The sequence below is a fragment of the Acrocarpospora pleiomorpha genome, from assembly GCF_009687885.1.
In the GTDB taxonomy this organism is placed as follows: Bacteria; Actinomycetota; Actinomycetes; order Streptosporangiales; family Streptosporangiaceae; genus Acrocarpospora; species Acrocarpospora pleiomorpha.
In genome coordinates this window covers 145128-157720 of sequence record NZ_BLAF01000021.1, presented here as the reverse complement: position 1 = coordinate 157720, position 12593 = coordinate 145128, and the positions used below count along the sequence as shown (strand labels likewise).

Here is a 12593-nt window from a genome sequence, read left to right as displayed (position 1 = left end):
AGCGAGACCGAGCCCCAACATCGGAAAGTTGGTGGGGAAGCCTCACTCTGCCGTGGTCTCTCGCGTGGGAGCCACGGCGACGGCAGGGCCGGGCGGAGCCCGGGGGAGAACAAAGGGCGGGTGGGTGGGAGAACCACCGTGCTGAGGTTGTCGATTCCGTTTGTTCCAGTCGCAGGGGGGAAGTGGCTGGCCGCGTCTGTGTCTGGACTGAGGAACGCAGGGGAGCGGAGCGACCCGGAGTGACGAGGGAAGACGCAGGCTGGAGGCGGCTGAGCCCGCTGTGCCGGAGGCGCAGCCGGGCGGAAGGCACGGCTGATGGGACGGAAGACCGGTAGTCTTCCCCCCAGAGCGGGGAGCAGGAGGGGGTCGTGAAGTGTATCTGAAGACCCTCACCCTGCGTGGGTTCAAGTCGTTCGCCTCCGCTACCGCCCTCCGGTTCGAGCCCGGCATCACCTGTGTGGTCGGCCCCAACGGTTCCGGCAAGTCCAACGTGGTCGACGCGCTGGCCTGGGTGATGGGCGAGCACAGCGCGAAGTCGTTGCGTGGCGGGAAGATGGAGGACGTGATCTTCGCGGGGACCTCGTCACGTCCGCCGCTGGGGCGGGCCGAGGTCACGCTGACGATCGACAATACCGACGGTGCGCTGCCGATCGACTACACCGAGGTGACGATCAGCCGGTTGATGTTCCGGTCGGGGCAGAGCGAATACGCGATCAACGGGGACACCTGCCGTCTGCTGGATATCCAGGAGCTGCTCTCGGACTCCGGCATCGGCCGCGAGATGCACGTGATCGTCGGCCAGGGCCAGCTGGACCAGGTTCTGCACGCGGGCCCCGAGGAGCGCCGCGCGTTCATCGAAGAGGCCGCGGGCGTGCTGAAGCACCGCAAGCGTAAGGAAAAGGCGCTCCGCAAGCTTGACGCCATGCAGGCCAACCTGACCCGGGTCCAGGACCTGGCCACCGAACTGCGCCGCCAGTTGAAGCCGTTGGGACGCCAGGCCGAGATCGCCCGTAAGGCCGCCGTGATCCAGGCCGACCTGCGCGACGCCCGGCTCCGGCTACTCGCCGACGATGTCGTGACTTTACGCGACACCCTCCAGCGGGAAGCCGAGGACGAGGCCGCCGTACAGGCCAGGCGGGCGCAGGTGGAGCGGGAGCACGCGGAGAACCAGGAGCGCGAGGCCGCGCTGGAGACAGCCGCCAACGAGGCGCAGCCGAGGCTGACGGGCGCCCAGGAGACGTATTACCGGCTTTCCGCCCTGCGTGAGCGGCTGCGCGGGGTGGAGAGCCTGGCGGCCGAACGGGAGCGGCACGCGGCGGACGCGGCGTCCATCGAACGCCGGGGACGGGACCCGGAGGAGTTCGAGCGGGAAGCGGCCGAGGTCAGGGAACAGGAGCGGGAACTCCAGGAAGCGCTGGCGGAGGCCCAGGAGCGGCTCGCGGTCGCCGTGGAGACCCGGGGCGAGGCCGAGGAGGCGCTGGCCGCCGAGGAGCGCAGGCTGGCCGCCATGGCCAGGGCCGCCGCCGACCGCCGGGAGGCGCTGGCGCGGCTGCGCGGCCAGGTGGATTCGGCCAGAAGCCGGGCGCGTGCCGCCGAAGAGGAGATCGGCCGCCTCGCCAAGTCCCTCGACGACGCCCGCAAACGGGCCGAACAAGCCCAAGCCGACCACGACGCCCAGGAACTGAGCGAACCCGCGACCGACCCGGAACTGACTGCGGAACTGGAATCCGCCCAGGAGGGCGTGGAACTGGCCAGAGCCCAGGTCGACGCCGCCCGCGACATCGTGGAGCAGGCGAAGGGCCTGGTCGAGGAGGCCAAGGCCGCCGTCGCGGCCCCGCGCGCGGCCCTGGCTGCGGCCACCTCCCAGGTCAGTACGGCACGAGCCGCCGACCAGGACGCGCAACGCGCCATGAGCGCCCTGACCGCCCGCAGGGACGCCCTGGAACTCAGCCTCTCCGGCGACGGCGAGCTGGAATGGGTGACCGGCGAGCTGGCCGGGCCCAGGCGTCCGGTCCTGCTGGCCAAGGACGTGCCCACCGCGGAGCAGCTGCTGGCCAACCGCCCCGACCTGGCCGCCGTGATGGGCCCGGACGCGATGTTCGGCGCGCTCACCGGCACCGGCTCAGCCGACAACTCGACCTGGCAGGTCAGAGCCGCCCTGGAGCAGGCCGTCGCCGACCTCAGCGCGGCCGAGGCCACCGCGGCTGAGCACGCATCCGCCCTGGAGGAGGCCGTCTACGCCGAGGCCGAGGCCCGGGAGGCCGTGGAGGCCGCGCAGGGCCGGGTGAACGAGGCGCAGACCGGCGTCACCGTCGCCCAGAACGGGGTCAACTCGGCGCGAAGCGGGCTGGACGCGGCGCAGGCCGTACTCGATCGGGTGCGGGGCCGGCAGCGGGACGCGGATCAGCGGCTGGCGGACGCGGCCAAGCAGCTGGCGCGGCTGGAGGCCGCGGTGAAGGCCGCGCGGGACGAGGGTGCGCGGCTGGCGCTGGCCGTCCAGGGGGCCGAGGAGGCCCGGGAGGTGGCGCGGGCCGGGATCGCCGAGCTGGAGGAGCGGTTGGCCGAGGAGGAGTACGCGGACGAACTGGAGGCCGAGCCGACCACCGAACTGCGCGACGAGCTGGCCGCGGCCTGCGGGGTCACCCGGCAGGCCGAGATGGAGGCCAGGCTGACCGTGCGCACGGCCGAGGAGCGGGTCAGGGGGATCGCGGGCCGCGCCGACGGCCTGCTGCGCGCGGCGCGCCGGGAGCGTGAGGACCGGGCCAGGGCGGCGGCGCAGCGGGAGCGCAGGCGGATCCAGGCCAAGGTGGCCGCGGCCGTGGTCAAGGGCGCCCAGACGGCGCTGGGCGCGCTGGAGACCTCGCTGGCGCGGGCCGCCGCCGAGCGGGACGAGGCGGAGACGGTACGGGAGGCCGTGGACGCCGAGCTGAAGATGGTCAGGGTCCGGGTCAGGGAACTCGGAGTCGAGCTGGACAAGCTGGTCAACCGGGTGCACGGCAGCGAGATGGCCAGGACCGAGCAGCGCCTGCGGCTCGAGCAACTCCAGGAGCGCGCCATGGACGAGTACGGCGTCGAGACCGACGCGCTCATCGCCGAATACGGGCCGACGGTGGCGGTTCCGGGCGAACCCCCGGTTCCGTATGTCCGTGCCGAGCAGGAGAAACGCGCGCGGGCCGCCGACAAGCAGATGACCCAGCTGGGCAAGGTCAACCCGCTCGCGCTGGAGGAGTTCGCGGCCCTGGAGGAGCGCCACACGTTCCTGACCTCGCAGCTGGAGGACCTCAAGAAGACCAGGCGCGACCTGCTGCTGGTGGTCAAGGAGGTGGACGACCGGGTCGAGCAGGTGTTCACCGCCGCCTACGACGACGTGCAGCGCGAGTTCTCGCAGATCTTCGAGCGGGTCTTCCCCGGCGGCGAGGGCAGGCTGCTGCTGACCGACCCCAGCGACATGCTCACCACCGGCGTCGAGGTCGAGGCACGCCCACCCGGCAAGAAGGTGAAGCGCCTCTCCCTGCTCTCCGGCGGCGAACGCTCCCTGACCGCCGTCGCGTTCCTGATCTCCATCTTCAAAGCCCGCCCGTCCCCGTTCTACGTGATGGACGAGGTCGAGGCCGCCCTCGACGACACCAACACCCAGCGCCTGCTGACCCTCTTCGAGGAACTCCGGCAGAGCTCCCAGCTGATCGTGATCACCCACCAGAAGCGCACCATGGAGATCGCCGACGCGCTCTACGGAGTATCGATGCGCGGCGACGGCGTAACCCAGGTGGTCAGCCAGCGACTACGCGAGCACGCCTGACCGGCTTGGCCGCGCCTGTGTCTGGACTGAGGAACGCAGGTCGCGAAGCGGCCGGAGTGACGAGGGAAGGCACAGGCTGAAGGCGGCCAAGCCCGACGTGCCGGAGGCGCGGCCATAGACACAGCCCCCGGCGTTATCTGGAAAACTGACGGTTGTGGATGGTTACCTGGTCATCACCATTGTCGTGATCCTGGCCGCCTTGCTGGTGGCCGGTGGTCTTTTCTTCATGTTCCGGCCGAAGGGCAAGCCTCTTCCTCCCGTGGACACGCCGCTGGTGGGTGGCGGGGCGGAGGAGGAATCGGGCGGCACCGCGACGGCGACGCTGGCACCGCCGGCGGAGGAGCTGGTCAAGCCGCCGGAGATCGAGGTCCCGCCGCCGTCGGCGGGCCGGATGGTCCGGTTGCGCGCCCGGCTGGCCCGCTCGCAGAGCACGCTCGGCAAGGGCCTGCTCGACCTGCTCTCCCGGGACCGCCTGGACGACGACGTCTGGGACGAGATCGAGGAGACCCTGATCACCGCCGATGTGGGGGTGGCGCCCACCCGGGCCATGGTGGACGAGCTCAGGACCAAGGTGAAGGTGCTCGGCACGCGTACCCCGGCGGAGGTGCGCGGGCTGCTCAGGGAGCAGCTGCTCGCCCAGATCAACCCGGGCCTGGACCGCACGCTGCACACCTCCGCGCCGGGTGAGCGCCCGGCCGTGCTGCTGGTGGTGGGCGTGAACGGCACCGGCAAGACCACCACGACCGGCAAGCTGGCCCGCGCCCTGATCGGCGACGGCAAGACGGTGGTGCTGGGCGCGGCCGACACGTTCCGGGCCGCCGCCGCCGACCAGCTGCAGACCTGGGGCGACCGGGTGGGCGCGACCGTGGTGCGCGGCCCGGAAGCCGGGGACCCGGCCTCGGTCGCGTTCGACGCGGTGGCCCGCGGCATGGCCGACAAGGTGGACGTGGTGATCGTGGACACCGCCGGCCGCCTGCACACCAAGACCGGACTGATGGACGAGCTCGGCAAGGTCAAGCGGGTCATCGAGAAGAAGGCCCAGGTCGACGAGGTGCTGCTGGTGCTGGACGCGACCACGGGCCAGAACGGCATGCGCCAGGCCCAGGTGTTCGCCGAGGTGGTGAACATCACCGGCATCGCGCTCACCAAGCTGGACGGCACCGCGAAGGGCGGCATCGTCATCTCGGTCCAGCGGGAGCTGGGCGTTCCGGTCAAGCTGGCCGGCCTCGGCGAGGGCCCCGACGATCTGGCCCCGTTCGACCCCGAAGTCTTCGTGGACGCACTTCTGGGAGAGGCGTGACCGAAGCTTCTGGGTGACTGAATAGCTAATTAAGTGCATTTATCGGGAAATGTCTATTACCGGCCAAAGTATTGTTAATTCGTTGGCGGTTGTGTTGACATTGGCGAGTCCCGAAACTATCTGGAAGGCCGTTTGATGAAGAAGGTCATCGTGCACAAGCCAGGTCCAGTCAAGCTGTCCGGCAGCGCCAGCGCCAAGCACCTTCCTTGATCGATCAGTGGGGCCGGAGCCGCGGGGTTCCGGTCCTCACCGGTGAGGGGAGTCGGACGATGCGCCATCTTTGGGTGCGAGGAAGCCGCTGGAACGGGGAGAAAGACCTGCCGCGCCTTTTGCTCGCGCCCATTGACGCGCATCGTTCCGGCGGCCCTTACACGGTGGCGGCGGCGCTGCTCGCCGTCCTGGTGCCGGAGGCGCGGCCGGAACTGGTGGCCCGGCACGACATCGAGATCCGGGCGGCCGCACCGGACCTGCGCGATCTGGTCCCAGCCCGGCGGCTCACCCTGGCCACGCGGGTCCCAGAAGCGGAGCGCATCCTGGTGCCCGCCCCGCGCCGCACCCTCCGCCTGGCCAACGGGATCGCCGAGTTCGTCCGCGATCATCTGGAAAAAGCCGGTCCGGTCGCGCTGGTCGTGGAGAACGTGCACGAGGCCGACCACACCGACAGCGAGCTGCTCGGCGTCCTGCTCCGGCGGCTCGACCCCGCCACGCTGACCGTCGTGGTGTGCACCCCGGTGGCCGAACCGCCGCTGGCCGCCGCACTGCCCCTGCATGTGGAGAGCGTGCCCGGCGCGGGCGGGCCGTCCGCGCACACCTGGCCGGCCCCCACCCCCGACCTGGTACGGCGATACGTCGCCGAAGGCTTCCACCACGCCGCCGCCGAGGCCGGAACCCGCGCACTCGAACGCGCCCAGGTGGACACCGAGGACTGGTGGGCCCTGGTCCATCGCACGGCGGGCGCGCTGGCCGCCACCGACCGCGAGGACGACGCCCGCGCCCTCTTCGACCTGGCCCGCCGGGAGAGCACCGACCCGGTCAACCGGGCCACGGCCGCGTACGCCACCGCGATGCTCCTGACCCGCCACCACGACCCGGAGAAACGGGACATCGAGGAGGCCAGAGCCTGGATCAACGAGGCCGTCACGATCACCCGGCTGCTCCCCGACCGGCGGGTCCGCGCCTTCCACCTGGGCTTCGACCTGAACGGCAAGGCCCTGATCGAGACCCGGCTGGGCCGCCACCACTCGGCCCTGCGCCTGGTTCAGGAAGCGATCGAGCTGGCCGACCGGGACCTCGAACCGGGCGAGCACGCGATCCACCGCCTGGTCCTGCGCGCGAACCGGGCCCAGCTGACCGTGCTGCTCGGCGACCCGGCCGCCGCCCTGGCCGACCTGGACGCGGTGATCGAGGCCGACCCCGGCTACCCCGACTACTACATCGACCGCGGCAACCTGCTCTACCGGCTGGGCCGGTCCGCGGACGCGGCCGCCGACTACGAGACCGCGATGCGGGTCGGGCCGCCGTTCCCCGAGGCCCACTACAACCGGGCCGAGATCCGCTTCGCCGACGGCGACCACGCGGGCGCGCTGGCCGACCTGGACTACGCGATCGAGCTGGACCCCGGCTTCGTGGACGCGTACGCCAACCGGGCCGGGCTGCTGGTGGCGATCGGCGAGTTCGACCGGGCCAGGGCCGACGCGCGGCTGGGTCTGGCGTTGAACCCGCGCAACGCGTACCTGCTGTGCGCGCTCGGGCAGGCGGAGGCGGCCACCGCGCGGTACGCGGAGGCCCGCAAGGCCTACGACGCGGCGGTCTTCCACGATCCCGGGCTCGCCGCGGGCTGGGCCAGCCGGGGTGAGCTGGCCTTCGAGCTGGGCGACCCGGAGGGCGCGATCGCCGATCTCACCCGGGCGATCGAGCTGGCCGACGACGCCGCGCTGCGCTTCAACCGGGCGATCGCGCTGCGGTCGGTCGGCCGGCATGAGCGCGCCCAGGCCGATCTGCTGCGGGCGGCCGAGCTGGACCCCGCCGACGAGGACGTGCGCGAGGCCCTCAGGACGCCAGAAAAGCCCTGAATTCGGCCAAGTATGGCGCGATGTCGATCCGCCTGTCGGCCAGCCAGTCGTCGTTGCCGTAGGTGCCCCGGTAGCGCTCGCCGCCGTCGCAGATGAGCGTGACCACGCTGCCCCGCTCCCCGGCCGCCCGCATCTCCCTGATGATCTGTACGGCTGCCGCCATATTGGTCCCCGTCGATCCGCCCACGTCCCGATGGGTGACCTCGCGGGTCCACCGCATGGCGGCGATCGACATCGCGTCCGGCACCTGGGTCATGCGGTCGATCACGGTCGGCAGGAAGGACGGCTCCACCCGGGGGCGGCCGATGCCCTCGATGCGGGAGCCGCGGGCCGTGCCGTTCTGGCCGGAGACCCAGGACGGGAAGAAGGCCGAACCGTCGGGGTCGGCGACGCAGAGCTTGGTCTGGTGGCGGCGGTAGCGGATGTAGCGGCCGATGGTGGCCGAGGTGCCGCCGGTGCCCGCGCCGACCACGATCCAGGTGGGCTCCGGGTGCCGTTCCAGGGCCAGCTGATCGAAGATCGACTCGGCGATGTTGTTGTTGCCGCGCCAGTCGGTGGCCCGCTCGGCGTAGGTGAACTGGTCCATGTAGTGGCCGCCGGTCTCGGCCGCCAGCCGGGCCGACTCTGCGTAGATCTTTCCGGGGTCCTCGACCAGGTGGCACTTGCCGCCGTAGAACTCGATGATGTCGCGTTTCTCCGGCGAGGTGGTGGCCGGGATGACCGCGATGAAGGGCAGGCCGAGCAGCCGGGCGAAATACGCCTCGCTCACGGCCGTGGAGCCGCTGGAGGCTTCGATGATCGTGGTATGCGGGCCGATCCAGCCGTTGGCCAGGCCGTAGAGGAACAGGGAGCGGGCGAGGCGATGTTTGAGTGAACCGGTTGGGTGCACCGATTCGTCTTTCAGGTAGAGGTCCACTCCCCAGTGCGCGGGAAGGGGGAAGACGTGCAGGTGGGTGTCGCAGCTGCGGTTGGCGTCGGCTTCCACGGCCCGGATGGCCTCGGCCGCCCACGCGCGAGTCGCCGGGTTGTGCCGGTCCAGGTGTTTCATGGGAGCCACTGTTGTTTCATGGGAGCCACTGTAACGAGTGCCATACGCCACACTTTCTTCCGGAACGAGGCGAGAGTGTTATGATAATGAGACTTGTCCGGCAGGCGGGTAATCAAGCCATTGCCGTCCCGGTGCTCCCGTCTGAACCCCTCTGGCCGGTTAACACCCCGCTTACGGGTCACCTGACACGATGACGATGACCACGACGGTTCGCCATATCCGCATGGGTCCGTTCCGGAGGGGCAACGGGGGAGAGAGTTCCAGGGGGATGACATGATCTCGATGAGCGATGAGCAGCGTCAGGCCTGGTTCGAGCGCGACGTGGTGCCCGTGACCAGCCAGTTGTACGCATCGGCCATGCGTCTCACCCGCAACCCCGCAGACGCGGAGGACCTCGTCCAGGAGACGGTGACCAAGGCCTTCACGTCCTACCACCAGTTCCGGGAGGGCACGAACCTGAAGGCGTGGCTGCACCGGATCCTCACCAACAACTTCATCAACGACTACCGCAAGAAGCAGCGCTCGCCGAAGTTGTCGGCCGCCGAGGAGATCGAGGACTGGCAGCTGGCCGCCGCCGAGTCGCACATGTCGACCGGGTTGAAGTCGGCGGAGACCGAGGCGCTGGAGTCCCTGCCGGACAACGTCGTGATGAACGCGCTCCGGTCGCTGCCGGAGGACTTCCGGGTCGCGGTGTATCTCGCCGACGTGGAAGGCTTCGCGTACAAGGAGATCGCCGACCGGATGGGCACGCCGATCGGGACGGTGATGTCGCGGCTGCATCGCGGGCGGCGGCAGCTGCGCGGCATGCTGGAGGAGTACGCCCGGGAGGAGGGCGTCGTCCGGGAGTCGGAAAGCGTAGCCGCATAAGCCGAAATTTCGGCTGAAAGCGGCTTAAAGGGTCATACGCATGTGAAGGCGGACGCAGGACTTCCCGTCCAGCGTTCTGACCTCCATGGCGTCGCAGAGCTGGCGGCTGATCCACAGGCCGTAACCCCGCAACGACTCATGCTCTGGTGGGATATATCCCGGGAAAGGCACCTCGATCCCGGCGTCCGGGTTGGTGATCTCGCAGATCAGCTCGTCCCCGGCCCGCCACACCGCCACCCGGCCGTGCCCCGCCCCGTGCTCGACCGCGTTCGCGGCGATCTCGGCCGCGGCCAGCACCAGCGAGGTCACCTCGTCCCGCTCCAGCCCCGCCGCGTACGCCTGATCGCGGACGAATGCCCGCATGCGCCGTACGCCGGGCAGATCGAAGTCCAGCCCTTCGGCCTCGGCCGGAGGGGACTCGAACGCCGGTTGCTCCCAGTCCATCCGCTCCGGCGGGAGGTACGGCTCGCTCGCCCGGACCGCCTCGCCGTCCAGATACCAGGGATGGCTGCGAAACACCTCCTCGCCCGGATCCCGGTAGACGCACATCATCGTCGCCTGGATCCCGGCGAACGCCAGGTTCGCGATCGCCTCGATCTTGGCCCACTCGGCCGCGTCCCTGGCCGACGACCAGACCGGTTCGCAGATCATCCTGGCCGGGCCGTTCCGCCGGGCGAAGTCGAGGTAGGCGGCCATGGTCCGGGCCGGATGGCCGTACCAGTCCTGGCTCAGTCCCAGTTCGACCCGGGTGGCGTCGGCGCCGAGCGCGGTCCGTACCAGATCGAGGTTCTCCTCAGGGCCGAGCAGGATGGTGCGTTCCCCTCGGCGCAGGCCATCCAGCAAAGCGGGCAGGACCGTTTTCAGGTATTCCTCACCAGAGCCATACGCCACAGCCATGTGCGCGAACGGCTCGGAGACGAGAGGAGCCCGCTCGACCTGCACGGGGACGAACGTAACAAGCTCCAACGTCTTATGACAATGCATCTAGGAAGCCGCAATCAACGCGATTGCCCCCAATGCGCAGCCAACGCCCGCAATTTGCGTGGAACTCAGCCGTTCTCCGAGCACATATCGGGCCAGCAGCAGGGTGCTCGCCGGGTACAGCGACACCAGCACGGTCACCAAGATCAGCATGCCCCGCTGGGCGGCCAGCAGGAACAGCACGTTGGCCGCCATGTCCAGCACCCCGGCCGCGATCGTCACCCGCCACGACCCGGCGGCCGGGCGCATGCTCCGCCGCGTCGCCACCGCCAGCGCCGCCACCAGCGCGATCGACGCGATTCGCGCCCCCACCAGCGGCCACAGCCCGGCGTCGGCGGGCGCCAGCTTCAACAGGATGAAGAACCCGCCGAACCCGGCCCCGGAGGCGAGCGCGTTCAGCACCGGGCCCAGCGTCAGCCCGGCGGAGCCGCCTGGCTCCCGGCTCACCAGCATCACCGCGAGCAGTCCGAGCACGACCCCGCTCAGCGCCAGTACGGACGGCCGCTCGCCCGCGAGTAACCCGAACAGCACGGGTACGGCCATCGCCGTGGTGGCTGTGATCGGCGCGACCACCGACATCTTGCCCATCGCCAGGCCGCGGTAGAACAGCACGATCCCCAGCCCGCCGGCCACCCCGGAGGCCATGCCCCACAGCAGCGCGCCCGAGCTGGCGATTCCCGGCAGGAACGGCATCAGCGCCAGAACCAGGACCATGCCGCCCAGTTGGGAACACACCACGACGGCCAGCACCCGGGATCGGCGGGTCGCGAGACCGCCGAAGAAATCGGCGGTGCCGAAGATGACCGCACACGCTGTCGCGAGCGCCACAGCCGTCACGCTAACCCCCCGTAATTGTGAAGCGGACCCCAATACCTTACAAAAGGGCACGAAAGCTCATCGACCGGCCCGACAACCATGCAGAAGCCGGATAACGCTGCGAAGTCACGGGGTGGAGTCCCATGATTACCCCATGAGCATGCGAGGGGTGGCCCGATGCTGGGTACATCCCTCCTTGTGCGCGTCGCTACGTCTGCTGGGGGTGGCCGTTGAGTGAGTCTCGCGCGGCCGTGGAGAAACTCCGTGCCGAACTGGCCAACGTCGGAGTGGACGACGCGTACGAGATCGGCGATGACGCTACGCTCTCGGTTTGGATCGGCCTTGTCGTGAGCTACCGTGACGGCTTCTTCCGCTGGCAGGAAGGCGCGGTGAAACGCCGCCACCTGGGTACGGATCCGGTTGGATGCGCCATCAGGGTGGCCCGACGGTATGCCGAGTTGCAGGCCGATGTGCCGCACTGGTGGGAGGACTTGGCCAAGGTCTTACGGGGGGACACGGCCGAGGACTATCCCTAGTCCCCGCCTGCCTCGGGGGGAAGAATGCGGCTGGGACTCGTATTGCTCATGGCGGTTACCGGCTGTAGTGGTGCTGTTACCAATGCGGTTGCTCCCGAGAAAATGGCGTCCCTGCCCGCCCTGCCGCCACCCGTCCATGATCCGGCGACGCTGGCGCGGCAGCTGGCCTCGATCCAGCCGGGCTGGCCGGCGCCACGTTTTCCGGTCGCGCCGCAGGCCCGGGGCATCGACTGCCACAAGCTCAAGTGCGTCGCGCTCACTTTCGACGACGGGCCCGGTGACGAGACCGGGATGGTCCTGGACCGGCTCGCCGAGCATGGCGCCAAGGCCACCTTCTACGTCGTTGGCCGGATGGTCTCCGAGAAGACCGCCGGGCTGTTGCAGCGTATGGTCACTGAGGGTCACGAGCTGGGGAACCATTCCTGGGACCATCCGGCGCTGCCCTCGCTGTCGGAGGCCGCGCTCAAGGAGCAGTTGGTCAGGACGCAGCTCGCGGTGGGCAGGTATACCGGGGTGCGGATGCGGACGATGCGCCCGCCTTATGGCGCGACCAGTCCGGGGGTGGCGGCGATGACCCGGCGGTACGGCATGGCCCAGATCCTGTGGGGTCTCGACACCATGGACTGGCGGGACCGTAACGCCGATCTGGTGGCCAAACGCTGCCTCAAGGCCAAGCCCGGCGATGTCATCCTCATGCACGACATCCACGCCTCGACCGTGCAAGCAGTGCCCAAGCTGCTCGACCTGCTGGACGCGAAGGGGTTCACCTACGTCACGGTCACTGAGCTGTTCGGCGAGACGACCCCCGGGAAGGAGTACTTCCACGCGCGCAAGGAGCGCCCGACGTAAGGGTGGTTCTCCCACCCACCCAGCCCTTTGTTTCACCTCGGGCTCCGCCCGACCCCGCCATCGCCGTGGTCGCCGTGGTCGCCCTGTGGGAAACCACGGTGACGACGGGGGCGGGCGGAGCCCGAGGGAAAACAAAAGGGCTGGGTGGGTGGGAGAACCCCGGATCGATCGCCGCTTCGTTCGGGTGACCACGGAGGTGGCGGGGACGGGCGGAGCCCGAGAGAACAAAGGGCTGGGTGGGTGGGAGAACCACTGCGCCATGACAAGTCGCTCCCCCCACGGCACGACAGCTTTGGCGTGGTGGTCCTCTCTTGGGCTTCGCCCG

9 protein-coding genes are annotated in these 12593 nt (G+C 69.8%); 6 read left to right on the top strand and 3 right to left on the bottom strand.

The genetic code is table 11. The annotated features are described in order from the left end of the window. The first annotated feature begins 373 nt into the window (after positions 1 to 373). From Aple_RS20355 to Aple_RS20345, 3 genes are all read left to right on the top strand, one after another. Entirely contained in the window at positions 374 to 3799 is a 3426-nt protein-coding gene (locus tag Aple_RS20355; RefSeq protein ID WP_155346219.1) for a chromosome segregation SMC family protein, read from the top strand. Positions 3800 to 3953: 154 nt separating this feature from the next. Then, entirely contained in the window at positions 3954 to 5099 is a 1146-nt protein-coding gene (ftsY, locus tag Aple_RS20350) for a signal recognition particle-docking protein FtsY (protein ID WP_155346218.1), read from the top strand. A gap of 269 nt (positions 5100 to 5368) precedes the next feature. Continuing rightward, positions 5369 to 7171, top strand: a complete 1803-nt coding sequence (locus Aple_RS20345) for a tetratricopeptide repeat protein (RefSeq protein ID WP_155346217.1) — start codon at positions 5369 to 5371, stop codon at positions 7169 to 7171. On the opposite strand, the gene Aple_RS20340 is transcribed toward Aple_RS20345, so the two are convergent. Continuing rightward, positions 7149 to 8219 (bottom strand): PLP-dependent cysteine synthase family protein, encoded by a 1071-nt coding sequence (locus tag Aple_RS20340; protein WP_155346216.1) that lies wholly within the window; start codon positions 8217 to 8219, stop codon positions 7149 to 7151. The genes Aple_RS20345 and Aple_RS20340 overlap by 23 nt on opposite strands. Positions 8220 to 8492: 273 nt before the next feature. Between Aple_RS20340 and Aple_RS20335 the strand changes: the two genes are divergently transcribed. Then, positions 8493 to 9086 (top strand): sigma-70 family RNA polymerase sigma factor, encoded by a 594-nt coding sequence (locus tag Aple_RS20335; RefSeq protein WP_155346215.1) that lies wholly within the window; start codon positions 8493 to 8495, stop codon positions 9084 to 9086. A gap of 24 nt (positions 9087 to 9110) precedes the next feature. On the opposite strand, the gene Aple_RS20330 is transcribed toward Aple_RS20335, so the two are convergent. Together Aple_RS20330 and Aple_RS20325 are read right to left on the bottom strand one after the other, a co-directional pair. After that, positions 9111 to 10052, bottom strand: coding sequence for an anti-sigma factor RsbA family regulatory protein (locus tag Aple_RS20330; RefSeq protein ID WP_170321579.1), 942 nt, complete (start codon positions 10050 to 10052; stop codon positions 9111 to 9113). 18 nt (positions 10053 to 10070) lie between these two features. Then, positions 10071 to 10895: a DMT family transporter gene (locus tag Aple_RS20325; RefSeq protein ID WP_246264658.1), complete on the bottom strand. Its 825-nt coding sequence runs from the start codon at positions 10893 to 10895 to the stop codon at positions 10071 to 10073. Between the two features lie 218 nt (positions 10896 to 11113). Between Aple_RS20325 and Aple_RS20320 the strand changes: the two genes are divergently transcribed. After that, positions 11114 to 11419 carry a hypothetical protein gene (locus Aple_RS20320; protein ID WP_155346212.1) on the top strand — a complete coding sequence of 102 codons (306 nt, stop codon included), beginning with the start codon at positions 11114 to 11116 and terminating at the stop codon, positions 11417 to 11419. 102 nt (positions 11420 to 11521) lie between these two features. Next, positions 11522 to 12268 (top strand): polysaccharide deacetylase family protein, encoded by a 747-nt coding sequence (locus Aple_RS20315; RefSeq protein WP_246264657.1) that lies wholly within the window; start codon positions 11522 to 11524, stop codon positions 12266 to 12268. Positions 12269 to 12593: the final 325 nt, after the last annotated feature.